This is a genomic window from Sphingomonas caseinilytica (assembly GCF_023516455.1).
In the GTDB taxonomy this organism is placed as follows: Bacteria; Pseudomonadota; Alphaproteobacteria; order Sphingomonadales; family Sphingomonadaceae; genus Sphingomicrobium; species Sphingomicrobium caseinilyticum.
In genome coordinates this window covers 313,664-339,918 of the sequence record NZ_JAMGBA010000002.1, presented here as the reverse complement: position 1 = coordinate 339,918, position 26,255 = coordinate 313,664, and the positions used below count along the sequence as shown (strand labels likewise).

The 26,255-nt window shown below is 63.2% G+C and carries 25 protein-coding genes; 6 read left to right on the top strand and 19 right to left on the bottom strand.

What is annotated here, in order from left to right:
- Positions 1 to 11 precede the first annotated feature (11 nt).
- The 3 genes from LZ496_RS08250 to rpoN are packed head-to-tail and all read left to right on the top strand — an operon-like array spanning position 12 to position 2,797.
- Positions 12 to 542 carry an LptA/OstA family protein gene (locus LZ496_RS08250; RefSeq protein ID WP_249904160.1) on the top strand — a complete coding sequence of 177 codons (531 nt, stop codon included), beginning with the start codon at positions 12 to 14 and terminating at the stop codon, positions 540 to 542.
- Between the two features lie 2 nt (positions 543 to 544).
- Positions 545 to 1,318 (top strand): LPS export ABC transporter ATP-binding protein, encoded by a 774-nt coding sequence (gene lptB, locus LZ496_RS08245; protein ID WP_249904159.1) that lies wholly within the window; start codon positions 545 to 547, stop codon positions 1,316 to 1,318.
- Positions 1,319 to 1,336: 18 nt separating this feature from the next.
- Complete coding sequence (rpoN, locus tag LZ496_RS08240; RefSeq protein WP_249904158.1) at positions 1,337 to 2,797, top strand: RNA polymerase factor sigma-54; 1,461 nt, start codon at positions 1,337 to 1,339, stop codon at positions 2,795 to 2,797.
- Between the two features lie 80 nt (positions 2,798 to 2,877).
- Here the strand turns inward: rpoN and LZ496_RS08235 are convergent, their stop codons facing one another.
- The 12 genes from LZ496_RS08235 to LZ496_RS08180 all read right to left on the bottom strand — a co-directional run bounded on the left by LZ496_RS08235 (position 2,878) and on the right by LZ496_RS08180 (position 18,332).
- Positions 2,878 to 3,648: an endonuclease/exonuclease/phosphatase family protein gene (locus LZ496_RS08235; protein ID WP_249904157.1), complete on the bottom strand. Its 771-nt coding sequence runs from the start codon at positions 3,646 to 3,648 to the stop codon at positions 2,878 to 2,880.
- Between the two features lie 34 nt (positions 3,649 to 3,682).
- Positions 3,683 to 6,178 carry a DNA topoisomerase (ATP-hydrolyzing) subunit B gene (gene gyrB / locus LZ496_RS08230; RefSeq protein WP_249904156.1) on the bottom strand — a complete coding sequence of 832 codons (2,496 nt, stop codon included), beginning with the start codon at positions 6,176 to 6,178 and terminating at the stop codon, positions 3,683 to 3,685.
- 89 nt (positions 6,179 to 6,267) lie between these two features.
- Positions 6,268 to 7,866 (bottom strand): DEAD/DEAH box helicase, encoded by a 1,599-nt coding sequence (locus LZ496_RS08225; protein ID WP_249904155.1) that lies wholly within the window; start codon positions 7,864 to 7,866, stop codon positions 6,268 to 6,270.
- Between the two features lie 213 nt (positions 7,867 to 8,079).
- Positions 8,080 to 9,147, bottom strand: a complete 1,068-nt coding sequence (recF, locus tag LZ496_RS08220) for a DNA replication/repair protein RecF (RefSeq protein WP_249904154.1) — start codon at positions 9,145 to 9,147, stop codon at positions 8,080 to 8,082.
- Between the two features lie 12 nt (positions 9,148 to 9,159).
- Complete coding sequence (locus LZ496_RS08215) at positions 9,160 to 9,483, bottom strand: antibiotic biosynthesis monooxygenase family protein (RefSeq protein ID WP_249904153.1); 324 nt, start codon at positions 9,481 to 9,483, stop codon at positions 9,160 to 9,162.
- 7 nt (positions 9,484 to 9,490) lie between these two features.
- Positions 9,491 to 10,240: a DUF2059 domain-containing protein gene (locus LZ496_RS08210; protein ID WP_249904152.1), complete on the bottom strand. Its 750-nt coding sequence runs from the start codon at positions 10,238 to 10,240 to the stop codon at positions 9,491 to 9,493.
- Positions 10,241 to 10,265: 25 nt separating this feature from the next.
- Positions 10,266 to 11,369, bottom strand: a complete 1,104-nt coding sequence (gene dnaN / locus LZ496_RS08205; RefSeq protein WP_249904151.1) for a DNA polymerase III subunit beta — start codon at positions 11,367 to 11,369, stop codon at positions 10,266 to 10,268.
- A 147-nt stretch (positions 11,370 to 11,516) separates the two neighbouring features.
- Positions 11,517 to 12,083 carry a fasciclin domain-containing protein gene (locus LZ496_RS08200; RefSeq protein ID WP_249904150.1) on the bottom strand — a complete coding sequence of 189 codons (567 nt, stop codon included), beginning with the start codon at positions 12,081 to 12,083 and terminating at the stop codon, positions 11,517 to 11,519.
- A 72-nt stretch (positions 12,084 to 12,155) separates the two neighbouring features.
- Positions 12,156 to 13,547, bottom strand: a complete 1,392-nt coding sequence (locus tag LZ496_RS08195; RefSeq protein WP_249904149.1) for a hypothetical protein — start codon at positions 13,545 to 13,547, stop codon at positions 12,156 to 12,158.
- Between the two features lie 85 nt (positions 13,548 to 13,632).
- Entirely contained in the window at positions 13,633 to 14,904 is a 1,272-nt protein-coding gene (locus LZ496_RS08190; protein ID WP_249904148.1) for a spinster family MFS transporter, read from the bottom strand.
- A 37-nt stretch (positions 14,905 to 14,941) separates the two neighbouring features.
- Positions 14,942 to 15,811, bottom strand: coding sequence for an alpha/beta fold hydrolase (locus LZ496_RS08185; protein WP_249904147.1), 870 nt, complete (start codon positions 15,809 to 15,811; stop codon positions 14,942 to 14,944).
- Positions 15,812 to 15,839: 28 nt separating this feature from the next.
- The gene (locus LZ496_RS08180) at positions 15,840 to 18,332 is read right to left on the bottom strand and encodes a TonB-dependent receptor (protein WP_249904146.1); all 2,493 of its coding nucleotides are present in this window, start codon (positions 18,330 to 18,332) and stop codon (positions 15,840 to 15,842) included.
- A gap of 172 nt (positions 18,333 to 18,504) precedes the next feature.
- Here LZ496_RS08180 and LZ496_RS08175 point away from each other — a divergent pair, with 172 nt between their 5' ends.
- The gene (locus tag LZ496_RS08175) at positions 18,505 to 19,122 is read left to right on the top strand and encodes a TetR/AcrR family transcriptional regulator (protein ID WP_249904145.1); all 618 of its coding nucleotides are present in this window, start codon (positions 18,505 to 18,507) and stop codon (positions 19,120 to 19,122) included.
- On the opposite strand, the gene LZ496_RS08170 is transcribed toward LZ496_RS08175, so the two are convergent.
- The 3 genes from LZ496_RS08170 to LZ496_RS08160 all read right to left on the bottom strand — a co-directional run bounded on the left by LZ496_RS08170 (position 19,119) and on the right by LZ496_RS08160 (position 21,656).
- Entirely contained in the window at positions 19,119 to 20,270 is a 1,152-nt protein-coding gene (locus tag LZ496_RS08170; RefSeq protein WP_249904144.1) for an aminotransferase class V-fold PLP-dependent enzyme, read from the bottom strand. The genes LZ496_RS08175 and LZ496_RS08170 overlap by 4 nt on opposite strands.
- A gap of 28 nt (positions 20,271 to 20,298) precedes the next feature.
- Positions 20,299 to 21,066 (bottom strand): tryptophan 2,3-dioxygenase, encoded by a 768-nt coding sequence (locus LZ496_RS08165; RefSeq protein ID WP_249904143.1) that lies wholly within the window; start codon positions 21,064 to 21,066, stop codon positions 20,299 to 20,301.
- Between the two features lie 134 nt (positions 21,067 to 21,200).
- Positions 21,201 to 21,656, bottom strand: coding sequence for an outer membrane protein assembly factor BamE (locus LZ496_RS08160; protein WP_249904142.1), 456 nt, complete (start codon positions 21,654 to 21,656; stop codon positions 21,201 to 21,203).
- 107 nt (positions 21,657 to 21,763) lie between these two features.
- On the opposite strand from LZ496_RS08160, the gene LZ496_RS08155 reads away from it, so the two are divergent.
- A complete protein-coding gene (locus LZ496_RS08155; RefSeq protein ID WP_249904141.1) occupies positions 21,764 to 22,279 on the top strand; it encodes a ubiquinol-cytochrome C chaperone family protein in 516 nt (171 codons plus the stop codon).
- Positions 22,276 to 22,794 carry a YceD family protein gene (locus LZ496_RS08150; protein WP_249904140.1) on the top strand — a complete coding sequence of 173 codons (519 nt, stop codon included), beginning with the start codon at positions 22,276 to 22,278 and terminating at the stop codon, positions 22,792 to 22,794. Before LZ496_RS08155 ends, LZ496_RS08150 begins: the two co-directional genes overlap by 4 nt.
- Positions 22,795 to 22,898: 104 nt before the next feature.
- On the opposite strand, the gene ssb is transcribed toward LZ496_RS08150, so the two are convergent.
- Genes ssb through LZ496_RS08130 form a run of 4 tightly spaced genes read right to left on the bottom strand, consistent with a single transcriptional unit; the run spans position 22,899 to position 26,254 of the window.
- Entirely contained in the window at positions 22,899 to 23,393 is a 495-nt protein-coding gene (gene ssb / locus LZ496_RS08145; RefSeq protein WP_249904139.1) for a single-stranded DNA-binding protein, read from the bottom strand.
- A 51-nt stretch (positions 23,394 to 23,444) separates the two neighbouring features.
- Positions 23,445 to 25,295 (bottom strand): ferrous iron transporter B, encoded by a 1,851-nt coding sequence (feoB, locus tag LZ496_RS08140; RefSeq protein WP_249904138.1) that lies wholly within the window; start codon positions 25,293 to 25,295, stop codon positions 23,445 to 23,447.
- Positions 25,292 to 25,549 carry a FeoA family protein gene (locus LZ496_RS08135; RefSeq protein ID WP_249904137.1) on the bottom strand — a complete coding sequence of 86 codons (258 nt, stop codon included), beginning with the start codon at positions 25,547 to 25,549 and terminating at the stop codon, positions 25,292 to 25,294. Before LZ496_RS08135 ends, feoB begins: the two co-directional genes overlap by 4 nt.
- Before the next feature lie 45 nt (positions 25,550 to 25,594).
- A complete protein-coding gene (locus tag LZ496_RS08130) occupies positions 25,595 to 26,254 on the bottom strand; it encodes a COQ9 family protein (RefSeq protein ID WP_249904136.1) in 660 nt (219 codons plus the stop codon).
- Position 26,255 lies beyond the last annotated feature (1 nt).

Sequence of the window (26,255 nt, the reverse complement as noted above, 5' to 3'; positions counted from 1 at the left end):
GGCTTATGAGAATGAGGCCGATGATCGCGCTCGCTGCCCTTGCCGCCATGTCCCTTGGGGCGGGGCTGGCTTCGGCGCAGAACAACATCTCGGCGCTCAAGGGCCACGACAGCAAGGCGCCGATCGACCTTTCGGCTGATCGGGCCGAGGCGCAGGACCGGGTCGACCGGGCGATCTTCGCCGGCAATGTGATCGTTCGCCAGGGAAGTCTTACGCTGCGTACCGCGCGGTTGACGCTCGCCTATGCGAACCAGAACGGGATAGACATCAACCGCATCGACGCCAGCGGCGGGGTGACCGTGACCTCCCCAAGCGAGACGGCCAAAGGGGATTTCGCGGTCTACGACCTGGAGGACGGACTGATCACCATGGTCGGCAATGTCCGGCTGGAACGGGGCGGTTCCTATCTGAGCGGCGGGCGGCTGACGATCGACCTCGACAGCGGCCGTGCGGTCATGGACGGCGGTTTGCGCGGCGTGAACCAGGACGGCGGAGGCCGTGTCACCGGGCGTTTCACGGTGCCGCGCCGTGGCGGCAGCTAATCATGAACGAGGCCGCACTGATCGATAGCCAGCTGGGCAGCCTCGGCGCTCCGGTGCGGGGCCTCGAAGTGCGCTCGATCGCCAAAAGCTATGACAAGCGCGCCGTCCTCCACGACGTGTCGCTGCATGTCGAGCGGGGCGAAGTCGTCGGCCTGCTCGGTCCCAATGGCGCGGGCAAGACCACCAGCTTCTATTCGGTGATGGGTCTGGTCCGGCCCGACGCGGGGCGGATCTACCTGGACGGCCGGGATATCACCCATCTGCCAATGTATCGCCGGGCAATCCTTGGCCTTGGCTATCTGCCGCAGGAAACCTCCATCTTCCGCGGCCTTACAGTCGAACAGAATATCAGGTCGGTCCTTGAGGTCGCCGAGCCTGATGATGTTGCCCGTGCCGCGCGCCTCGAAAAACTGCTTCAGGAATTCGGCCTCACCCATTTGCGCGATTCCCCGGCGATGGCCTTGTCCGGAGGCGAGCGCCGCCGCTGCGAGATCGCCCGGTCGCTGGCGGCCGAGCCGTCGATCATGCTGCTCGACGAACCGTTCGCCGGCATCGACCCCATCTCCATCGCCGACATCCGCGACCTCGTCTGCGAATTGAAGAAGCGCGACATCGGCGTTCTCATCACCGACCATAATGTCCGCGAGACGCTCGACATCGTCGACCGGGCCTGCATCATCTATGACGGCCAGGTGCTGTTCGAAGGCACCCCCCAGGCGTTGGTCGCCGACGAGAATGTCCGGCGGCTCTATCTGGGCGAAAGTTTTGCGCTCTAGCGCGGAGATGTAACGGCCATGGGGCTCGGCCCGCGTATCGACCTTCGCGTTTCGCAGCAGCTGGTGATGACCCAGCAGCTGCAGCAGGCGATCAAGCTGCTCGCGCTGTCCAATCTCGAAATCGAAGCCGTTATCGCCGAGGAACTGGCGAAGAATCCGCTGCTCGAGGCGCGGCCAGGTGAAGGGGCAGCAGGCGAGGCGGTCATCGTTCGCCAGGATTCAGAATTCGGCGACGAAGCCACCGATCCGACCGGATCCGACGAGCTGATCGCCAAGCTTGGCGGCGCGGACGACAGCCCGGTCGACATGGACTGGCGTGAAGCGGCGCTGGAGGTCGACAGCTTCGTGGACGTCGGCAGCGGTTTGGGATCGGAAGACGCGTTCGACTTCGATCGGCTTGAAGGCGGCGAGACCGGATTGGCGGAGCATCTCCTCGCGCAATTGCAGGGCACAGGCGGAACCATCGGACGGATCGCCGAGGCCATCGTCCATGAGCTGGAGGAAACCGGTTATCTCGAAACGCAACTCCGCCTCATCGCGGAAGAATGCGAAGCGAGGCTGGAGGAAGCGGAACAAGCACTTGAACTTGTCCAGTCGCTAGATCCTCCCGGCGTCGCCGCCCGAAGCCTCGAGGAATGCATCGCGCTGCAGGCCAAAGCCGCTGACCGCTATGATCCTGCAATGGCCCGGCTGATTGCCAACCTCGACCTTCTTGCCAAGGGGCGGATGGCGGACCTCCGCCGGATCTGCGGAGTCGACGAGGAAGACCTTGCCGACATGGTGCGGGAACTTCGGGCCTATGACCCCAAGCCTGGATGCCGTTTCGTCACCAAGGAACCCGAAGCCATCACGCCCGACGTGTTCGTGCGTAAATCCAGGGGCGGCTGGCTGGTCGAGCTTAATACCGCTGCGCTGCCCAAGGTACTCGTCAACCGCCGCTACTATGCCGAATTGAAGGCCGGCCCACAGGACAAGAAGTCGAAGGCATGGCTCACCGAATGCATGGCCGAGGCCAATTGGCTGGTGAAGGCCCTCGACCAGCGCGCGAGGACGATCGTCAAGGTCGCAACCGAAATCGTGAAGCAGCAGCAGGGCTTCTTCGAACAGGGTGTTTCGGCGCTCAAGCCACTCACCCTCGCCAAGGTAGCCGAGGCGATCGAAATGCATGAATCGACCGTCAGCCGGGTTACTTCCAACAAATATCTGGCCTGCGACCGGGGCATGCTCGAACTCAAATATTTCTTCGGCTCCGGCGTCGCTTCGGAAGGAGGGGAGGGCGCCGCGGCGGAGGCAGTCAAGGCGGCTATCAAGGCGCTGATCGACAGCGAATCAGACATTCTCAGCGACGATGCGATCGCCGGAATGCTCAAGGATCGCGGCATGGATGTCGCCCGCCGGACTGTCGTCAAATACCGCGAGGCAATGGGGATTGGCTCGTCGATCCAGCGCCGCCGGCAGCGAAAGATGGTGGCGGGCTAGTTGTTCCGTCATTGCGAGCAAAGCGAAGCAATCCATCCTGGATTGCCACGTCGCCTGCGGCTCCTCGCAATGACAGCTTCCTACAGCGCTACTCTTGCCCAGATCGGCAGATGGTCGCTGGCCCGGCGCGCTTCCACGCTGGCATGAACTCCGGCGGCTTCGATCGCGAGGCTCTGGTCGACGATGATACGGTCGAGTGCCGCGATCGGCCGGCGAGAATGGAAGCTCGGGCCGCAGGGCGCCACGCGATAGCTGCCGTTCAACTCCTTGAGGCATGCCCCCGCATCGCGCCATTCATTGGTGTCGCCCATCAGGATGGTCGGCATTTTTTGCGGCCGCACCTGAATGGCCTCGAGGATCGCCCGCATCTGCCGCCGACGCCATAGGCCGGAAAGGTCGAGGTGCATGCCCACGACCCTCACTGGCCGGTCACCGATGAGCAGCTCGGCCATGACAGCTCCACGCGGCTCTAGGGTCGGCAGTTCCAGTGCCGCGACGTCCATGATCTCGACATGGCGCTTCACCAGCAGCGCATTGCCATGCCAGCCCAAATTGCGCGTGTTGATCTTGAGCAGCCGCTCGGCGTGCTTGCCGCCCGGCAGTCCTTCCAGCGTCCGCCGGTGGCGAACCCGGAATGGCACCGGCTTGTACAGGCCATGGTCGTCGATCAGCTCATGTGGAACCGCTGCGCCGCGCCCGCCGATCCTTTTGTCGGCTTCCTGTAGCGCGACGACGTCGGCGTCGATTTCCTGAAGTACATGCAGAACCCGGTCGGGCCGCCGTCGCCGGTCGGTCCCGATCGCCTTGCGCATATTATAGCTGGCGACGGTGATGGTCGGGACGGTGGTCATCGTCCTGCCAACCCGCGCCGCATGTGCCGGTTCCTCAAACGTCCAGGTTGGCGACCGACAGCGCATTCTCCTGGATGAATTCGCGGCGCGGTTCGACCACGTCGCCCATCAGCCGGGTGAAGATCTCGTCGGCGACATCGGCCTGGTCGGCTTCGACCCGAAGCAGCGAACGGTTGGACGGATCCAGCGTCGTTTCCCACAATTGCTCGGCATTCATTTCGCCAAGACCTTTGTAACGCTGGAACTTCAGGCCCTTTCGGCCAGCGGCGAGGATGGCATCGAGAAGCTCGGAAGGCCGGGTGACCTGGATGGTCTTGCCCTTAACTTCCTGCTCCTCTGAAGCCTCCGCGCCCTCTTCACCGTCTTCGGCCGAAGCTTCCTGGCCCGCCGCCTGCTTCACGACCCTGAGCTGCGTCGGCACGGCATAGGTGGTCGCCTGTTCGGCGGCCAGCGCATGCAGCTTGCGCGCTTCGGTCGAGGCAATGAACGACGGCTCGATGATGAAGGCGTCGGTCACGCCGCGCCACAAGCGCTTCAGCATATAGCCGCCCTCGGCGGACAGCTCGCCGCTCCACTGGCCTTCCGGATCCCCGCGGCCGAGCCATTCGGCCACCCAGGACACCGCTTGCGCCCGCTTCGGTTGGTCGAGCGTCGGGTCCAGCGCGCCGTTGATGGCCAGCGCTTCCAGCATCGCCGGGTCGTACCGCTTGGGCGCATAGCGCATCAGCGTGCGGATTCGCCGGGCATGGTCGACCAATGTCTTGAGGTCGCGTCCGGACCGCTGGCCTTCGGCGGTATCGAGGACCATTCCTTCAAGGCCGGCTTCCTCGAGATAATCGTCAAGGGCGCCATCATCCTTGAGGTAGACCTCGGATCTGCCGCGCGCGACTTTATAGAGCGGCGGCTGGGCGATGTAGAGGTGCCCCTTCTCGATCAGCTCCGGCATCTGCCGGTAGAAGAAGGTCAGGAGCAGCGTGCGGATATGGGCGCCGTCGACGTCGGCGTCCGTCATGATCACGATCTTGTGATAGCGCAGCTTCTCGGCGTTGAATTCCTCGCGGCCGATGCCGGTGCCAAGCGCCTGGATGATCGTTCCGATTTCCTTCGACGACAGCATCCGGTCGAAGCGGGCGCGCTCAACGTTCAGGATCTTACCGCGCAAGGGCAGGATCGCCTGATATTTGCTGTCGCGGCCTTGCTTGGCCGATCCGCCTGCGGAGTCGCCCTCGACCAGGAATAGCTCCGAAAGCGCCGGATCCTTCTCTGCGCAGTCGTGCAGCTTACCCGGAAGCGAGGCGATGCCCATCACCGACTTGCGGCTGGCCTCGCGCGCCTTGCGGGCGGCTTCGCGCGCCGCGGCGGCATCGATGATCTTCTGGACGATCGCACGGCTATGCGCCGGATTTTCCTCCAGCCATTCGGCCAGCTTGTCGGCCATCAGGCTTTCCAGCGGCTGGCGAACCTCGCTGCTGACCAGCTTGTCCTTGGTCTGCGACGAGAATTTGGGGTCTGGCAGCTTGACCGAAACGATCGCGGTCAGGCCTTCGCGCATATCCTCACCGGTAAGGTTGATCTTCTCGCGCTTCAGGATGCCCGACTTCTCGGAATAATTGTTGAGCGTGCGGGTCAGCGCCGCACGGAACGCGGCCAGGTGGGTGCCGCCGTCGCGCTGCGGGATGTTGTTCGTGAAGCAGAGGACGTTTTCGTAATAGCTGTCGTTCCACTCCAGAGCGACATCGATGCCGATGTCGTCGCGCTGCCCATGGATCGCGATCGGATCCGGGAACAGCGGGGTCTTGGCTCGGTCGAGATATTTGACGAAAGCGGCGATTCCGCCCTCGTAGAACAGCTCATGCTCCACCCGGTCGGCGTGTCGAGCGTCGACCAGGACCAGGCGCACACCGGAGTTGAGGAAGGCGAGCTCGCGATAGCGATGCTCCAGCCGTTCGAAATCGAACTCGGTGATCTTGAAAGTTTCGGGGCTCGGCAAGAAGGTGACGCGCGTCCCCTTCTTCCCTTCGGGCGCCTTGCCGACGACCTTCAGCGGGGCTTCGGCATCGCCGTGGCGGAAGCGCATGAAATGCTCTTCGCCGTCGCGCCAGATGGTGAGGTCGAGATGTTCGCTAAGCGCATTGACTACCGATACGCCGACGCCGTGCAGGCCGCCGGACACCTTATAGGCGTTCTCGTCGCTGGTATTCTCGAACTTACCGCCGGCGTGAAGCTGGGTCATGATGACCTCGGCCGCCGACACGCCCTCTTCGGCGTGGATCCCGGTCGGGATGCCGCGCCCATTGTCTTCGACGCTGACCGACCCGTCGGGATTCAGCGTGATGAGAATCCGGTCGCAGTGGCCCGCCAGCGCCTCGTCGATCGCATTGTCGCTGACCTCGAACACCATGTGGTGGAGGCCCGACCCGTCGTCGGTATCGCCGATGTACATGCCGGGGCGCTTGCGCACCGCATCCAGTCCTTTCAGGACCTTGATGCTGTCGGCGCCATACTCATTCTGATTGGGATCGGTTGCCATGCAATTCCATATAGGGAGTCAGCGGCGGAAGTCACGCGCGTGCGCGTAACGCATGCGCATGTGCGCACGCGCGTGACTAAGAGAGAAAACTAGCCCTGGGCCCGGTTGTTGTTGGGCCCACGACCACGGCCATGGAACGGCCGCTTCGGCCGACCGCCCTGACGATGTCCGGGATGGCCATCGGCGCGATGCGGGTGGCGCTGCTGCCCGTGATTGCGTGCGCCCTGCTGCTCACCTTGCCGCTCGTTGCGGCCATCGCGGCGTTGCCCGCCATCGGCGCGATGGGCGGAAGGCCCGTCGGTGCGATGCGGGTGACGCTGTGGGCGCTGCTGCTGACCCTGGCGTTCATTCCGCTCGTCACGGCGCTGTCCGCCTTCGGCACGCTGCTGCTGTTGCCGCTCGTTGCGGTCTTCGCGGCGGCGGCCGTCTTCACGGCGATCGGCCTTGATCGATGCGGTCGGCTTGAAGCGGCGGCCGCTATGCGGCTGGCGCTCGCGCACATCGTCGCGACGCGGCGCGGGCTTCAGGCGCTTGATCGCCTCGACGGCGGCCATGAATCCTTCCGGAAGCGGGCGATCCGCCAGCTTCATGCGAACCAGCTTCTCGATGTCGCGAAGGTTGATCCGCTCGTCGGGCGAACAGAAGGCGATCGCTTCGCCTTCCGCGCCGGCGCGTGCAGTGCGGCCGATGCGGTGGACATATTGCTCCGGGACATCGGGCAGGTCGAAATTGACGACATGGCTGACACCAGGAATGTCGATCCCGCGCGCTGCGATATCGGTCGCGACCAGGATCGGAACCTCGCCCGAACGGAACAGGCCAAGGGCGCGTTCGCGCTGTGCCTGGCTCTTGTTACCGTGGATCGCATTGGCGTCGATGCCGCTGGCGGAAAGGAAGCGGACGATCTTGTCGGCGCCATGCTTGGTGCGGCTGAACACCAGGCTCCGGTCGATCTGGGTCGCCTGGAAAAATAGGGTCAGAAGCGCCTGCTTCTCCGCCTGGTTGACGAAGGTGACGGTCTGCGAAACCCGCTCGGCGGTGGATGCGACCGGAGTCACAGCCACTTCGGCCGGGTTGGTCAGATAGGCGTCGGCCAGCTGGCGGATGCTCTTCGGCATGGTGGCCGAAAAGAACAGGGTCTGCCGCTGCTTCGGGATCAGCTGGACGATGCGCTTCAGCGCATGGATGAAGCCGAGGTCGAGCATCTGGTCGGCCTCGTCGAGGACGAGGATTTCCAGCGCCGACAGGTCGAGCACGCGTTGATCGACCAGGTCGAGCAGGCGGCCCGGCGTTGCAACCAGCACGTCGAGCCCGCGCGAAACTTCTCGGATCGAGCGCGGAACGGGCACGCCGCCGAAGATCACGCCGACGCTGAGGTGCTGACCCTTGGCATAGGTACGAGCGCTGTCGGCGATCTGCGCCGCAAGCTCGCGGGTCGGGGCTAGTACCAGCATGCGGGCACGGCCCGGCGCCGGGCGGTTGCGCGACGCTGCAACCAGCCGGTCTAGCGACGGCAGCATGAACGCCGCCGTCTTGCCGGTACCTGTCTGGGCGATGCCCAACAGGTCGCGGCCCGACAGGACGATCGGAATGGCCTGCGCCTGGATCGGCGTCGGGACATCATAATTCTTGGCGGCAAGCGCATCGATAAGCGGCTTGGACAGGCCAAGGTCGGTGAATTTGGTCAATTGAATTTCCAATATGCAAGGCGAACGTCCGCACCATGATTGGCACGGACCCGCCGGGGTTGGTTGAGCACCCCGCGTGAAAAGGAGAGCATGAAAGCTGGGTCGAGACGCGGGCCGGGACCTCTGTGCCATCGTGGCTGAGAGACCGATCACGCCGCTTGCAAGGCGCCTCGTGTTGCAGTGCAATATAGAGAGAAAGTTGAAAAAGTCCAGTCAGGCGGCGGAAATCGTTCCTGCCTCGACATGAAAGGCTGATGCTTTGCCGCTAATCCCGGTGAACAGCGCCGCTTCGGTCGCGGTCATCCACACCTGCCCACGGCCATCGAGGCGGGAGAATAGAGCTTCGCGGCGGGCAGGATCGAGGTGGGCAGCAACTTCATCCAGCAGCAGGATCGGACCAGAGTCGCGCCTTTCCGCCACCAGTTCGGCATGGGCAAGGACAATACCCAGCAGCAGCGCCTTTTGCTCGCCGGTCGATCCGCGCGCGGCGGGCAGGGACTTCGCCAGGTGGGTAACCTGCAAGTCCTGGCGATGCGGGCCTTCGGTGGTTCGCCCGGCGGCCGCATCGCGATTTCGATTGGCGTGAAGGGAGCGAGCCAGATCTCCGGACAACCATCCGTCCAGCGCTAGTGCCGCTCGCGGGAAATCGTCGCTTGGTAGCCCGGCAATAGCGCCGCTCAGCGCCGCGACGGTTCGGTGGCGAGCTGAGCTCAGCGCTATGCCATGCTCGGCCATTTGAACTTCGAGAGCGGTTAGCCATGTGCCGTCAGCGGTCCGAGGATCGCCAAGCAGCTTGTTTCGCGAGCGCATTGCCGCTTCGTAACGGGCGGCGTGGTGGGCGTGACCGGGTTCCAAGGCCAGAGTCAGGCGATCAAGGAAGCGCCGCCTCCCGCCAGCGCTTTCGGTAAACAGGCGATCCATCGCCGGCGTGAGCCACAGGACCGCCAGCCGCTCGCCCAGCGAATTGACTGCGGCAGGCGCGCCATTGATGCGGACCTGCCGCCGCTCAGGTGCGGCTGCAACCGTTCCGGTCCCGATCTCCGTAAGGTCGGCCAGTTGAGCGGCGACCGCGAAGCCGCCGGGTCCGTCGGTCCGCGACATTTCGGCGATCGGCACCTGCCGAAGGCCCCGGCCGGGCGTCAGCAGCGACACGGCCTCCAGCACATTGGTCTTGCCGGCGCCATTCGGTCCGCTCAGCAGAACGAAACCATCGGCGGCCTCGATCCGCTCGTCGCGATAATTGCGAAAATCAGTAAGCGAAAGGCGGGTAACGGCGGTCATCGGCCGCCCGGCTTACCCATCCTGCCCGCGCCGGTCGATGACTTCGAAATGGGCAGCGCGATCGTCGAACCGCTTCAGCACCGCCTGGGCCTGCGGCGGCACATGGCTGATCGCATGATCCTCGCCCATGAACGCGATGATCGAATCCAGACTATCGAACCACATCAAGGTCTGGAATTCCACCTCGTCGCCCAGGTCGCGGCGCATGAGGTCGATGTGCCGAAAGCCTGGAATATCGCGGGCCTCGATCCCCGGAATCACTTCGCCACGAACCACGCGTTCATATGCATCGGCATTTTCCGGTGTCGTCCAGCCGCGCCACAATCGGCAGATCATTGCGCGCTCACTGCCCGCCGGGTTTCTCGAACGATGCAATATGCTGCTCGATTGCGGCGCTTATCGCCTGCTCAACCTGCCGGTCGAAATCGGGATCGGGCGCGTTGAACTCGTCGGCGAGCAATTTCTGAATCTGCGGCTGCGTCCTGGCCAGTTTGCCGAACGAGGGCTTGGCCATGAATAGCAGCATTGCCGTCTGTTCTTCCGGCGTGAAGCTCTGCGCCGTCTTCTGCGCGCTGTCGTGCAGTTGGGCTGCGATCTGGTCTTCGGTCAGCTTGAAGTCGGTCTCGGCGACGGCGCGCTGGTAGACTTGGCCGGCGTCGGCGGCCGCGGCCATTTGCCGGAGCGTTTTCTGGCCGACGGGTGATCTGTAAAAATCCGAAAGTTCAACGATGTCCGCCGGCGTAAAATTGCTTTGGATCAGTTTGGCGACGGAAACATGGATCTTGCCGACGCTCCGTCCCGTCGCTTCCACAACCAGGCCGCGGCTGGCCTTGTGCATCGCTTCGAACAGGCCGGGATACTGATCCTCCAGCGCCTTCATTTCCGGGTCCGCGCCCAGGCTGGGCACGAAATGCTTGTCGAATTCGCGAACTTCCATGTCGATCAGAAGGTCGCGCGGGCTCATCAACTGCGCCAGCGCGATTGCTTCCGCGGGCGATGCTTGCGCTGTCGGCGGGACAGCGTCGGACGACGCCATTGCCCCAACCGGCGCGGCGATCATCAACGCCACGCCCAAAGCAATCAGACTACGCATTGAAATCGCCCCCGTTCGCCCTTGATCAGACGCGCATCGGCATCAGGACGTAAAGCGCCGAGCTTTTGTCGTTTTCGCGAAGCAGGGTCGGGGCCGCTGCGTCCGCGAGATGGACTTCGACGGTCTCGCCCTCGATCTCATGCAATATGTCCATGAGGTAGCGCGCATTGAAGCCGATCTCGATCCCGTCTGCGCCATAATCCGCCGGCAGCTCCTCAGTCGCCGTGCCGCTTTCGGGCGAGGTAACCGAAAGGGTCACCTTGTCGCGGTCGACGTGGATCTTCACTGCTCGCGTCTTCTCGCTGGCGATTGTCGCGACGCGGTCGACACCCTCCATGAAGCTCTTGGGATCAAGCTTCAGAAGCTTGTCGTTTCCGGTCGGAATAACCCGGTTGTAGTCGGGGAAAGTCCCGTCGATCAGCTTGCTGGTCAGGACGGCATTGCCCAGGCCGAAGCGAACCTTGGTCGGAGACAGCGACACTTCGACCGTACCCTCGACTTCTTCCAGCAATTTGCGGAGCTCGCCGACGCACTTCTTGGGAATGATCACGTCCGGCATTCCATCCGCGCCTTCCGGCTTGTCGACGGTGACGCGGGCCAGGCGATGGCCGTCGGTTGCCGCGGCCTTCAGTTTTTCGTCCGCGACGTGAAGGAAGATACCCATCAGATAATAGCGCGTCTCTTCGCTGGAGATCGCAAAGCGCGTCTTGTCGATGATCTGGCGAAGCGTCTGGGCCGGAAGCTCAAACCGGGTCGGCAATTCGCCTTCGGCAATGACCGGGAAATCGTCGCGAGGCAGTGTTGAAAGATTGAAGCGCGAACGGCCTGCGATGACCTGCATCTTGCCGTCGGCCGCGGTCAGTTCGACCTGGCTTCCCTCGGGCAGCTTGCGGACGATGTCGAAGAATGTGTGGGCCGAAACGGTGATCGCGCCGGCCTGTCCGACCTGCGCCGGTACGCTCTCGTCGACCTGCAGGTCGAGATCGGTCGCCATCAGCCGCAGCGAGCCGTCGTCCTTGGCTTCGATGAGCACGTTGCTGAGGATGGGGATGGTGTTGCGGCGCTCGACCACCGACTGGACATGGCCCAGGCTCTTGAGGAGGGTCGCCCGTTCGATCGTCGCCTTCATTTTCGCCCCTTCGCGCGTCTTGTCACCTCGTTATAGCGAGCGACAAGCCGCACGAAAGGGGAAATGAGCGAAATGGTTCTGCGGGGACAGCACCATGTCGAGCTCGACCAATTGGTGATGCCAGCGGGCATCACCTGTCATTGATACTTAAGTCGCCGTCGACGGCATCAGCACGGCGTTGGTCTCGTGTACGACGCCGTTGGCGCGGGTTTCGTCGGCCTTCGTAATTACCGCCTTTCCGCCGGCGGCATCGGAGATCACGATCTTTCCGTCCTCTTTCGTCGCCGTCAGGACCTGGCCGCCCATGGTCGCGAGTTCAGCCTTGCCGTTGGCGCTGTCGATGGCCTTGCCGATATCGTCGGCAAGCACCGTGCCCGGCAGGATGTGGTAGGTCAGCGTCCGCGTAAGGTCCGTCCGCGCTTCGGGTTTCGACCAGCTGTCCACAGTTCCGGCCGGAAGCTTGGCAAAAGCAGCGTCCTCAGGAACGAACACCGTGTAGGGCCCAGGTCCGGCCAGCGTGGCGTCGAGCCCCGCGGCCTTGGCCAATGTGTAGAATTCGCCCTTCTGATTGAGCCCTGCGGCAATCGTCGTGTTGCCGGCCTCCTTGACCGCCGCTGCGCCCTTGGCTGCGGTGTCGGACGTTTCATTCTTGCTGCAGGCCGAAGCTGCGCACAGGCCCATCGCGAGGACCAGCGTAAGCTTGCTTCTGGTCATTTGCTTTACTCCCATATTCTCATCAGCGGCCCCGGCGATCACCGCCGAGGCCATTCACTGTCAGTTGGATTTTTACACAATGGCATAGGCGACCGAGTTCACCATTCGGGTGCTTGGGTCGACGGCGTAAATATAGCCATTGTCGTAGCGGTACATGACGTCCGGCGTGTCGTAATAATTCGCCCGATAGGCCATCGGCACATTATAGGCGCCGTAACCCACCGGCAGGGGCTGTCCGACGGAAAGCCCGTTGGTCAGCAACGCCGCCACCGACGAGATCAGCGCCGTTTCGCGGTCAACCTGGTAAATGGCGCCCGGCGCGTATCGGTAATAATAATCGTCATTATCGTTGAAGTAGCTGCGATAGGTATAGGGCAAATTGTAATAGCCGTAGCTGGACGGCAGCATCTGCCCGACACCATAGCCGTAGCCGTAGTTCGGGATGACGTTCTCGACCATGCCGGTCATACAGTCCGTTTCATAAACGTAGCCGTAGCCGTTCCGATAACAATCGTAGGGCGAGTTCGGGTAGAATGAATTGAAGTATGACGGCTGGTAATAGCTGTTGACGTAGCTCGGCTGCAGCGGCTGGCCGATCAGTGCGGCCCCGAACAGCGGTATCATCGAAGCGATAAGGTTATCGCCCCGGTCGACGCGATACATATATCCGCCGCCGTAGCGGTAATAATAATCGTCATCGTCATAGTAGAAGTTGCGCATCGCCAAGGGAACCGGCGCAAGCGCTCCGTATCGATCGGCCACAACCAACGGCTGTCCGATCAGCTTTGCAGCCTGACCCGGAGGCATGCAGGCTACCGCCTTCTTGGCCAATCCCGGCGGGCAGCCACCGGCACCGAAGCCGAGCCTGCGCACGAACACATCGTCGCGGTCGATGTCGTGCACGCGCACGACCCCGCGATTAAAGTCGCGAACCCGGACGATGTCATTGCCATCGACAACAGCGAACCGGCCCTTGCCATTACCGCGATTCAGGTCGCGGTCGACCTTGACCGTTCGAACATTCGAGCGGTCCCAATTGCCATTCTCGAACCGCCGGTTGCCCTGGCTGCCCTGGAGATTGTCGCCCTGGCGATCCTCGAACCTGCGATTTCCCTGATTGCCCTGATGGTTGTCGCCCTGGCGATTTGCGAACCTCGCCTGGTTACGGCCGCCATCGCTGTCGGGATTGCCTGAGCGAACCTTATCGCCGCCGCGTCCGCGCCGGTCGTCATTCTGAGCCGAGCGCGTCTGGTGGGACCGCTGGCGGTCGCCACTGCGATTGGCATTGACCTGACGATCGCCGCCACGCTGGGCGCGTGCCTTCTGGCCGCCGCCGCCACGATCGGCCTTCTGGCCATGGGCGGAATGATCCTTTTGGCCGCCCTGTCCGCCGCCGCGCTCGGCGGCCGACGGAGCGGCGATCGCCAGCGCCGCTGCGCCGGCAGCAAGCATCCATTTCAACATGGAATCTCTCCTTCAAGCCCAAAAAACGGCCCAAAAGGGAGCGCGTTCCCCGATCGTTTAGCTGGCGTTCAGATTCGCGAGCGGGTCAGGCTGCGGCTGAATCGTCCACCCAGTCCTCTCGCAGGCGCCGGACTGCGAAAAACATGAGGATAGCTGCGATGACGTAGAAACCGACGACGCTGACGGCAGCGTAACGAAGCGCTTCGGTGCCGTAGCTTTCCTTGAACATCACCGACAAGGCACCGATCAGGGTCGGCCCGACGCCAAGACCGATAAGGTTGTTGATCAGCAGGAAACTCGCCGAGGCGGTCGAGCGCATCGGCTGCGGCACGAGGTGCTGGACCGCCGTGGTCACCGGTCCCAGCCAAAGGATGTTTAGCGCGTTGGGAATGAGCAGCAGAGGCCAGGCCAGCCACGGATCCGGCGACATCAGCCCGATCGCAAAGGTCGGCGCGGTGATCAGCCAGGCAATTGCCGGAAGGCGCCCGTACCAGCGGCGATCGCTCTGACCAAGCCGATCGGCCAGCCAGCCGCCGAGGAATACGCCTGCGGTGCCGCCGATAAGGAAGATCGAGGCCAGGAAGTGGCCGCGCTCCAGCAATCCGAATCCGAAGCTGCGCTCCAAAACCGAGGGAACCCAGAGGGCCAATCCATAGCCTGCCAGCGAGCTGCACGATGCCGCCGATGCCATCAGCCAGAACGTCGGCTTCTTGGCGATGATCGGGAATGCACGCGACAGCGGAACTTGATCGGCCACGGCAACCTTCGGCCTCGGCAGGTCGCGAACGAAGATCAGCATGATCGGGGCAAGGATGAGTCCCGCAACGCCCATCACGATGAAGGCTGCACGCCAGCTTACCCAAGATGCGAGGTAGGCGCCGATCAAGGTTCCGCTGGCAAGGCCAAGCGGAATGCCGAGCGAGAATATGGCCAGGGCCCGGGCTCGCCGATGCGGAGGAAAATAGTCGGCGATCAGCGCATAGGCCGGGGCGACGCCACCGGCCTCGCCGACGCCGACGCCAAGTCGATAGAGGAATAGCTGGCCGAAATTCGCGGCGGTCCCGCATAGCGCCGTGAAAGCGCTCCAGACGGCAACGGCACCGGCGATGACCTTGCTCCGGCTTGTCCGGTCGGCCAGCATCGCCAATGGCACTCCTAGAACCGAATAGAGCAGCGCGAAAGCGAGCCCGCCGATCGCGCCGAACTCGGCGTCAGTCAGCTTCAGTTCGGTTATGATCGGGCCGGCCAGGATTCCCAGGATCTGCCGGTCGAGGAAGTTGAAGATATAGGCCAAAAGCAGCAGCGCGAGCACCGCATTGGCCCGGGGTGCTGGGACGGCGCCCGACTCCTTACTCATCCCCTCACCTTTCAGATTGTCGGCCGATCGCCGCTGTTCACGGTACCGTTCGCAGGAATTTGTCGATGGCGTCAACAGCGGCCGGTTCGGTCAGCATTGGCGCATGTCCGACATTGGGCACGTCGACGCGTTTCATGCCTGGGGCCTGGCGCTGCATCCGATCGGCGATGTCGCTACTGATCAAGTCGGAAATCCCGCCCCGGATCAGCAAGGTGGGCCTTTTTCGCGCCAGGCGCCGGAACAGAAAGCCCGCGATCCACGGCGCAAGCTTCGAAGGCGGCTTCGACAAAGGAGACGCAATTGCCGGGTCATAGTCCAGCTCAGGCCCATCCGGTCCCTGGCGGAATGTCCGTTGGGCGAAGCGATGCCAGTCCTCGTCCTGGAAGTCCGGGAATGCGACGCCTTGCGTCTGCCGCACATAATTGGCGGCGTCGTTCCAATCGTTGATCGCCGTCTTCTTGCCGGCGTAGCCGAGGATGCGTGCAATGCCCTCCGGGGAAACGGCGGGACCCACATCGTTCAGGACTGCAGCCGCGATCGCCCTGGGCCGGACCGCCATCAGGGTCATGGTGATGAGCCCGCCCATCGACGTGCCGAGGAAGATGGCCCGTTCGATATCCAGAGCGGCCATCATTTCCACCACGTCACGGGCGTAGACGGGCGGCTTGTAATTCTTCGGGTTGGGATCCCACCCCGACTGGCCGCGGCCGCGGACGTCGGCGACAATGACCCGACGTCCCCAACCGGCAATGACCGGGGCAATCTCCTCGAAATCCTTCGAGTTTCGCGTCAGCCCGTGGAGGCAGATGACCGGCAGCCGCCCCCCTTCGCCCGCGGCCGGATAGTCGCGAGCAAAGAGGGTGAGGCCGTCGCGAGATGTCCAGCGGCGTTCCTGATAGGCGGACATGGTCCGGCTTTCCGGTCCTGAGCCCCCGCTAGAACTTCGCGCCAAAGGACAGGAATACCTGCCGCGGGTTTCCGTAGAACGCGTTCAGCACGCCTTCCCGTCCCAAGGCCGGGACAAGCTGCGATGGGGTCGTCGCCGGCGCTCCGCTCGCTTGGATGAAGTCGCCCGTGTACGGATTCTGCAGCAGGAAGTTGTATCCGGCAGTGATGTACTTGGTGTCGGTCAGATTCTTCCCGTGCAGCCCGATCGACCAGCGATCTCCGGCGGACCGCCACACGAGGCTGGCGTCGAGGAGTGCGAAGCCGTTTTCGTCGATACCTGGCGTGGCAATCTCGAACTGCTGGCTGCTGCTGCGATAGGACAGCGAGCTATTGAAGTTCAGTCGGCCGCTGGCGAGCGGGGTGTCATAATTGACGCTACCGCTCAACGTCCACTTGGGTGTGTTCTGCACTTCGCGGAAGTCAGCCATGTCGACTTCGATCGGGGCGATCGGCGCACCGGCTTCGTTACGGTTCACGACGGTCAGGAATTCCCGATACTCGGCGTCGAGGAAGCCGACCGTGCCGGCCAGGTTCAGGCGGTCGCCACTAGTCGCAAGGTCTTCCGCGACGGCCCAATTGGCTTCGACTTCGACACCCTGGAAGCGCGCCTTGCCGGCGTTGGTGGTGATTCCGACGAAGGTCGGAACGCCGCCCGCGGTCACGCCGCCGGCCGAACCCGGGACCTGGACGTCCTTATAGTTGGCGCGGAACAGGGCGACGGCCATTCTCAGCCGCTTGTCGAACAGCGCTCCCTTCCAACCCAGTTCATAGCTTCTGACCGTCTCGGGCTCGAACGCCATGAACTCGTAAATCTCTTCTTCGGTCGGCGGGACGGTCGGGCTCGACCGCGGGGTGGCAGTCGTCAGGCCACGCGGGTCGAACCCGCCGCCCTTGAAGCCTTCCGAATAGCTCAGATAGATATTGTGATCTTCGTTGGGCTTGAAGCTGATGGACGCACGCGGGGTGAAATCCGTGTCCTTGCGCTTGCCGTCGAAATCGGAAGTCGCAGCGCCGAGTTGTACGCCATCGCCGAAGGGCGGAACGCCGCCGAGGCCGGGTTGGCCACCGAAGACATAGTTGGCGCGGAACACCGTCGCGTGCCGCTTGTCGCTGGTGTAACGGCCGCCCAGCGACACGCTCCACTGGTCGGTGATGTCGTAGGTGAAGTCGCCGAAGATCGCCCAGGTCTTGGTATCGACATCGCCTTGGGTAACGGCCGACAGACCCGGCAGTGCAATCACGCATCCCGGCCGGGGAACGGTCGGACAAGTGGTGTAGAGGCGGACATCGAAGATGTTGTTGGCGTTGGCGTCCAGATAATAGGCGCCGACGATACCGGCGAACGGACCGCGGTCGATCTCCAGCTGCACTTCCTGACTGAACTGATCGTCCTCGTAGATTGCCGGGACGTCGACGTCGATCTCAGGCAGCGACTCGAAGTCGATCGGTGTATGGCTCTTGTTGTGCCGCCAGGCCGAGATGGACTTGAAGGTATAGCCGTCGGCGATGTCCCAGGTCAGGTGGCCGGCAATGCCGCCGCCGCGAACCTTCTGCTCGGGATCAGTGAGCCCGCCCCTGGTATCGAACTCGTCGTCGAGCACCGGATAGCTCGTATGTCCGCACAGGGCGTCGCACAGGCTGGGGATCAACCGATGTCCGCCGCGCGCCTCGCTATCGTCCCAGGTGTAGTCGCCGGAAACGCGGACTGAGATGGCGTCCACCGGCTCCATTTCCATGGTCCCGCGGATCGCCCAGATGTCCTTGTTGTAATTTTCATCGCCGGTCGTGAGGTTCTTGCCGAACCCTTCGCGGGACAGGCGGGCGGCCGATCCGCCGATGCGGAAGCCCTCGGTCAACGCTCCGCCGGCCGACACGACCAGGTCGGCCTGGCCATAGGTTCCGACGTTGGCGCGCACCTTCAATTCTGGATCGTCGGGAAGGCCGCGCGTGACATATTTGACCGCGCCGCCGATCGTGTTGCGGCCGTAAAGTGTGCCTTGTGGGCCGCGCAGCACTTCGATCCGCTCCACGTCGTAAATGTCGAGCACCGCGCCTTGCGGACGGTTGAGATAGACATCGTCCAAATAGATGCCCACGCCCTGCTCGAACCCGGCGACCGGATCCTGCTGACCTACGCCGCGGATGAAGGCCGTAAGGGTGGTGTTCGTGCCGCGTGAAGTTTCCAGCGTAACGTTCGGAGTGGTGTCGCCGATATCGGTGATATCGATGGCGCCCTCGCGCTCGAGCTGCGCACCCGAATAGGCGGTAACGGCGATGGGAACGTCCTGCAGCGCTTCCGCGCGGCGCCGCGCCGTTACGACGATCTCGCCCGAATCTGCCGCGGCTTCGTCAGCCTGTTCATTGGCTTCGGCGGCAACCTGTTCGGCATCTTGCGCAAGCGCCTGCGTCGGGATGGCAACGATGGCGGCAGATCCCGCGAGCAGAATGGCGCGCGCGGCACTGACGGTCCGGTAAGACATGAAAATTCCTCCCCTTGGGTCCCTGATACTGGCCTTGCCGGGCGTTCCCGATCGACGGCCTTGAGGCAATGCATAATGAAAGTTGAACCGGCTTTCAACTTATGAAATCATGGCTATGCATTTGGGGGTGGCAGTGGACAAGCGTAGGGGTCAGCGGTTAGCGGATGGTTCCGTGGGGCGAACGACTTCTCCGGCCAGCAAGGGCAAGGCGCCGCGAACGGCGCGCGGCGAGAAGACTCTCCGTAAAATCCTTGATGCCGCATTGCTCGAGTTCGGTCAGCGCGGATTCCACGACAGTTCGATCGTCGGCATTACCGGCCGGGCAAAAGTCGCGCTCGGGACCTTCTACACCTATTTCGACAGCAAGGAGGCAGTATTCGCCGCACTGGTCCGCGATATGTCCCGGCAGGTGCGCGATCATGTCGCTCCGGACATCGAGGGCGTAGCCGACGAGATCGATCGGGAACGGCTCGCGCTGGCCTCCTACCTCCGCTTCGTATTCGATCATAAGGAAGTCTACCGTATCATCGACGAAGCCGAATTCGTCGACCCGGCAGGCTTTAGAACCCACTATGAAACGGCAGCCGCGCGCATTGCCGCCCGCCTCGAGGAGGCGACCGCAAAGGGACAGATGCGCGACGACGGGGCGCTCGCCACCGAGGTTCGCGCGTGGGCGATCATGGGGATGAACGTCTTCCTGGGTCTGCGTTTCGGCGTCTGGGGCCGGCAGGATGCGGAGCTTGTCGCGGCCCACGCGAACGAACTGATCGCGCGCGGCCTCAAGCCCTAGCTCAGCTCGCCCGCCAGCGCGGCGAAGGCCGCCACATCCTCTTCGTCATGATAAAGGCCAAAGCCGATGCGCAGCACGTCGCCGCGAACGTCGGTGACGCATCCTCGCGCCATCAGGTCTGCGCACCACCGCTGCGCCCGGGAATCGCGGAGGGCGAAGAAGCGGGCGTGCGGCTTGTTATCCAATGGATTGAGAAGCTCTGCCTCGCCGAGCGCCGTGTCGCGGACCAAATCGAGCATCAACGCCTGCAATCCCGCCACTCGCGCGGCGACCCGGCCGGTGCTGATTCCATTCTCCTCCAGCGTCCGCCGGATTGCGTTGAACCGATAAAGCGCCGACGGATCGAAGGTCGCGCCCATGAAACGCATGGCGTCCCTGGTATAACCGACCTGGCTTCCCGGCGGCGCCGTGAGGTCGCCGAACTCCGCATACCAGCCAGTGATCGGCGGGCGCGGGCCGAAGCCCGGCGGGCAATGCATGAAGCCCATGCCCTCTCCGGCCATGGCATATTTATAGCCACCTCCGAGGTAGAAGATGGACGACGCCACGGCCGCATCGATCGGGGCTTCGACCGCCATGAAGGCGTGATAGCCGTCCACTACAACCCACGGGCCTTCGGTTCGCGCCAGTTCGGCCAATTCGCGGATAAGATCGTACAGCCGGCCGCTGTTGAACAGCACCTGGCTGACCATGATCAGGTCATGCTTTCCGTTCCGCGCCTCGCCCAGGAATCGCTCGGAGAAATCGTCGAACGGTTCGGCCGCAACCTTTGAAAGGCTGATCTCGCCACCTTCCGCCCAACGCGCCATCTGCCGCCGCGCCGAGTGGAATTCGCCGTCGCTTGTGAGGACCCGAAGTGGCTTGCCTTCCTGTCTCGGGCACGCGGCAACCAGGCGGATGATGTGGTCGTGGGTGTTGGACGCAAAGACGATCGCCGAAGGATCGCCCGACCCAAGTTCCTTCGCGACATGCGCCTGCGCCTCGGGCCAAACCTCGCCCATCACCTTGTCCCACTTGTTGTCGGCGAGTGCAGCTGCGTCCTCCCAACATTGCACCTGGCCTTCGAAGGAGGCGTCGGGCCAGAGGTGATGGCTATGCGCCGCGAAATGCAGCCGCGCCGGGTCCGCGCCCAGGCTCTTCGCGAACATCGGCTTGAAGCTCAAAGTCCAAGCCCTCTCACAATTCCGTCCTGAGCGACCAAAGCTCGGGGAAGACCCGCTTCTCAAGCGTCTTGCGAAGATAAGGCGCGCCCGCCGACCCGCCCGTGCCCGGACGATTGCCGATGATCCGCTCGACGGTCAGCACATGCTTGTGCCGCCACGCCGCAAGCGCGTCATCGATGTCCACCAGCTTTTCCGCCAGTTCGTATAGGTCGAACCAGCGGTCCGCATCGCGATAGACCTGCAGCCAGGCCGCGGCGACAGCCTCGGTCGAGCCGTCGCCAAGATCGAACCCCGCGCGCTGCAACGCCCCGTGCGCGGCTTCCCGTAGGCTCGGTTCCGCCAGCGCGCGGCGGAGCTTCGCCTGATCTTCGCTGCCCTCGGCATAATGATTGATGAAGTTCGGTTCCTTGAGCCCGAGGCGAAACTCGATTTCGCGGAATTGCGAAGACTGGAAGCCGGACGATGTCCCCAGCACATCGCGGAACTTCAGATAATCGACCGGGGTCAGCGTCGAAAGGACGTCCCAGGACAAGGTCATCACCGACTGGATCCGGCTGATCCGCGCCATCGCCTTATAGGCTTCGGCGAAACGATCCTCGCCGATCAGCGAGATCGCCAGCTGCACCTCGTGCAGCATCTGCTTCATCCACAGTTCCTTGGTCTGGTGGATGATGACGAACAGCATCTCGTCATGCAGGTCGCTCAGCGGCTGCTGGGCGGACAGCAAAGTATCGAGCTTCAGATAATCGGCATAGGTCATGCCGGCGGGCGTCGCGGTCATGCGCGAACGCTTAGGCGGCATAGCGGATGTCGACAAGCAGCACGCGCAGCCTTTCCGGGGGAGCTCCCTAGTATGGCGTGCCGGGGGCACGCCGACGCAGGGAGGCGAGCATGATGCTCAATGAAAATCGGCGACTACTGCTGGCTGGCGCCCGGAAGTCCCGGTTGCGAGATCGTCCCGATATTGCCGAACAGTTCTTCGAAGAAGCTCCGCTTGCGGCCGAGGGTCGGGGTCTTGTCGCCCGACGGATCGACTTGAGCGATCGTCTCCTTGCCCGTCTTTTCGACCGACACGACGTTGCCGGCGGCGTCGAACTTCACCCGAAGCACGGTCTGCTCGGTGACCTTCGGATCGCGGAATGCCAGCTGCGCGGTGTTGCGCGACACATAGTACCAGTCGTTCGGGTCCCACTGGCTGGTATAGGTCGGACGGCCGATCGTGCGGGTAACCGATTCCTTATTGTCCACGCCCGCCTGGATCGAATCGACCAGGGTCGGGTCGAGCACGAAGCCCTTGTGATCGCGTGAACCGGCACAGGCCGACAGCGCAAGCGCCATACTGATAGCCGCAACTAGACTGCGCTTCGCCATTTTGAATCTCGTCTCCAATCGATCGCGCTTGTCCAACAGCGCGTCGAGGCTCAATATGCGGAGCGGCAGGGCTGGCGCAAGTCGCTGACCGCATAAGGAGAATGGAGATGCGCTCGTTGATGGCAAAACTGAGGCCCAAGGCGCCCGATGCCGGAGCGCTCTATGGCTCGGTGGTCAACGAGGCCCGGCGCCCCGCCTGGTATCGGGAGGGCGGAGTCGAGGACAGCCTCGACGGCCGATTCGCGGTACTCTCCAGCCTGGCTGCAATCACCATCCTCCGGCTCGAGGACGGCGAAGAGGACGCGGTGCGCCATTCGGTTGCACTGACGGAAAGCTTCATTTCCGACATGGACGCCCAAATGCGCCAGAACGGTTTCGGCGACCCGTCGATCGGAAAGCAGGTCCGCTTCATGGTCGGTGCGCTGGCCAGCCGAGTCGACTGGTGGCGGCGTGCACGGGCGGGCGAGTTGGATTGGGGAGACGCAGTTCGCCTCAGCATCTATCGCGACGATCCGCCCGTTATGGAACCGCCGGTGACATTTTGTTCGGAGGCGCTGCGGCGCTTCAACGAAGGGCTGGACGGGAAGTCCGACCGGGAAATCATGCAGGGCCGCATCGATTGAGCGATTTTGCCCATCGGCTTGCGCTCGATCAGATTCGCGACGGCGACCGGCTGGATATCGTCGCCGACGATGAAGAGCGCGCCGCGGTCGCCGACCGACTGGGACTGTTGAATCTCGACCGGTTCGAAGCGCACGCCGTCCTGACGCGTGACGGGCAGAAGGTCAGGGCCAATGGGCGACTGAAGGCTGCGCTCGATCAAAGCTGCGTTGCGACCGGCGATCCGGTTCCGGCACATGTCGATGAGCCGTTCGACCTGCTGTTCGTCCCCGAACCCAAGGGCGGCGGTGCGGACGATGAGATCGAGCTGGGGGCAGGCGAACTGGACACCGTCTTTCACGATGGTTCGGCGATCGACCTTGGCAGCGCCATTGCCGATACGCTTTCGCTTTCGCTCGATCCTTACCCCCGCAGCGCGGGTGCGGACGCAGCGCTCAAGGAAGCAGGCGTGATGAGCGAAGAGGAAGCAAGCCCCTTCGCCGCGCTGGCCGCGCTCAAGGAAAAGCTAGGGAAGTAAGAAGCGGCGTCATGCTGAACCTGTTTCAGCATCCACACCGGAGAAATCCGCGGGCGCTCGAAAATGGACCCTGAAACACGTTCAGGGAGACGTTTGGGCGTCCTTTAAAACGGAACGTCGTCGTCCAGGTCGGTGTCGAACGCCGCAGGCTGCGGGCGCTGTTGCGGCTTGGATCCGCCGCCACCGCCGCCGCCGAAATCGTCGCCATAGCTGCCGCCGCCACCGCCGCCATAGCCTCCGCCCGAGCTACCCTCGCGACTATCGAGCAGGACGAGTTCGCCGCGGAAACGCTGCAGCACCACCTCGGTCGTATATTTGTCGTTGCCGTTCTGGTCGGTCCATTTGCGGGTCTGCAGCTGGCCTTCAAGATAGACCTTGCTGCCCTTGCGCAGGTAGCTCTTGGCGACCCGGCCCAGATTCTCGTTGAAGATCACCACATTGTGCCACTCGGTCCGCTCCTGGCGGTTTCCGTCGCGGTCCTTCCAGCTTTCCGACGTGGCGATGCGCATGTTGACGACTTCGCCGCCATTGTTGAGCGAGCGGGACTCGGGGTCGGCGCCAAGATTGCCGACCAAAATCACCTTGTTCACGCCCGCCATCTCACTCTCCCATATTCGCTTGTCGGATTAGCGTTAGGACGGGCTTGAGCATTAGCCAAGACCGAAGGCGACCGCTGTCCAATAAGTTGCGCCGGCGACGATATAGGCCACGACGAACAGGTAGCCGACCATGAACATCGGCCACTTCCAGCCATTGGTTTCGCGGCGGGTCACGGCAATGGTCGAGATGCACTGGGGCGCGAAGATGAACCAGGCGAGGAAGGCGAGCGCGGTTGCGAGGCTCCAGCGCCCGTGGAGCCTCTGCTCGAGAGTCTGCAAGCCCTGCTCATTTTCCGCATCGAGCGAATAAACGGTGCCGATTGCCGCCACGGCGACTTCTCGCGCGGCCATTGCCGGGAGCAAGGCCATGCTGATGTCCTTGTTGAAACCGATCGGAGCGACCACCGTGTGGATGCCGTCGGCGATATAGCCGGCGATCGACACGTCGGACTGCTTTTCGCCCGGCCCAGCCTGCGGGAAGCTGGCGAGCGCCCAGAGGACGATGGTGGTGGCCAGGATGATCGTACCGGCGCGCTTCAGGAAGATGGCGGCGCGCTGCCAGAGGCCGATGGCGACGTCGGAAAGGCGAGGAAGCTGATATTTGGGCAGCTCCATCATGAAATGGCCGCCGCCTCCCTTCACGACTGTTTTCCTGAGGACCAGCGAAGCAAGCAGTGCGCCAACGATTCCGGAAATATAGAGGCCGAACAGTACCAGCCCCTGCAAGCCGATACCCGGACCGACCGTGATCGCAGGAATGAAGGCTGCGATGATCAGCGTGTAGACCGGCAGCCGCGCTGAACAGGTCATCAGCGGCGCGACCAATATGGTCGTCAGCCGGTCCTTGGGATCCTCGATCGTGCGGGTCGCCATGATCCCCGGAACGGCGCAGGCGAAGCTGGACAGAAGCGGAATGAAGGCACGGCCCGAAAGACCGGCGCTGCTCATCAGCCGGTCCATGATGAAGGCGGCACGGACCATATAGCCGGTCGATTCCAGGACCAGGATGAACAGGAACAGGATCAGGATCTGCGGAAGGAATACGATCACCGCTCCGACGCCCGCGAAGATGCCATCCACGATCATTGAACGGAACCAGCCATCGGGAAGGGCATTGCCGATCGCCTGGCCTGCATCGAGCGTGAGCGCTTCCAATGCATCGGCCGGAACCGCCGACCAGGAAAAGACCGCCTGGAACATCAGGAACAGGATCGCGGCAAGGATCAGCGGCCCGCCGACCGGATGGAGGAGAATTCCATCGAGCTGGTGCGTGATCCGCCGCACCGGCGTTTCCCGAACGATCGCGCCCATCGCGATTTCGCGCGCGCGCCGCTGCAGGTGGAGCAGATCCTCGCCCGGGCCCTCGCCGGCGCGGACCTTGCGCGGCTGTAGGAGGAGTGACTGCAACTGGTCCATGATTTCGGCCATGCCGCGCTTGCGGACGGCGACTGTCTCGACGACCGGAACGCCCAGCTCCTCCTGAAGCTTCGCCGCGTCCAGCTCCAATCCGTCGCGCTTGGCGAGGTCGACCATGTTGAGCGCCACGACGGTCGGCAGGCCAAGGTCGATCAGCTGCAATGCGAAGCGTAGGTGATTATCGAGGTTGGACGCGTCGACCACGATCAGCAGCGCATTGGGAAGCCGCTCGCCCTTCTGCTTGCCGAGCAGGACGTCGCGCGTAACCTCTTCATCGGGACTGGTCGGGTCCAGGCCATAGGCGCCGGGCAGGTCGACAAGCTCGATAGGCGATCCGTCCGGAAGGCTGGCCTTGCCGACATGCCGTTCGACGGTGACGCCGGGGTAATTGCCAACCTTCTGCCGGGCGCCGGTCAGGGCATTGAACAAGGCGCTTTTGCCGGCATTCGGATTGCCGGCAACCGCCACCAGCGGGATCGGGTTCATGCGTCCTCTGTCGCGACTTTGACAGCTCGGGCGTGCGACCGGCGAATGGCGACGGTCATCCTGCCAACGCGGATCGCGAGCGGATCGCGCCCGAATGGTCCAAGATGCAACGGCTCGACGGTCACGCCCTCGTCAAAGCCGAAATGGCGAAGGCGCGAAGCCTCCTTTTCGCCCAATGCAGACCAATCGATGGCCGCGATTCGCGCGCGGATACCCAGCTTAAGCTGGTCGAGCGGGATGATCGGGCCGGTCATTTGCAATCGATTATCAATAACAATGGCTGGTGGGAAGTGTGGAATCTACCTAGCCGGGTAGCGCAAGCGGCCCAGGAAGCGCGTCAGGCTCGGCCGGTGGAGCTCATTGCCTTTCCAGTTTGCCTTCCATTTTTCGAACCGCATCACGTCGGCCAGCCTCCGGTCGAGGAAAGCGCCCGTTTCCATCAAACCCTCACTCTGGTCGTCCAGCCAGACCAGAAGCGTGGAGCCATAGACGCCCGAAAGGATCAGCCGCTTGGTGTAATGATTGTAATCGGTCGCTGTATCGCCGGCCAATCGCCACATCAGGTCGGCCGAACGCCAGCCAGCGGCCAGCGCCAGCGGAATATTCAGCGGCATGGCGAAGATCGAAAGGCCCGTCCGAACAGCCTCGCGTGCCGGCGCCATCAATTCCAGCCGGTGCCAGATAAGGGCTCGGATCCGATCGCGAATCTTCATCGCGTCGATCCGCTCCGGCGTGAAATGCGCTTCCAGTGCGGCGTCGATCCCATGGATATAGGCGTCGAACATTTGTGCCGGCTGCTTTGGAAAGGCGAGCCGCGCCTGCGCCGGATCGATACCGGTTTGCTCTGCCGCGCTCTCAACCGCCTTCAGGCTCCAGCCGTCGAATGCCGCATTCTCTCCAACGGCCAGTGCGAGCTTCAGGCGGATGCGTTCAAGCGGAGTCGGAGTCGCTTCGTCCATG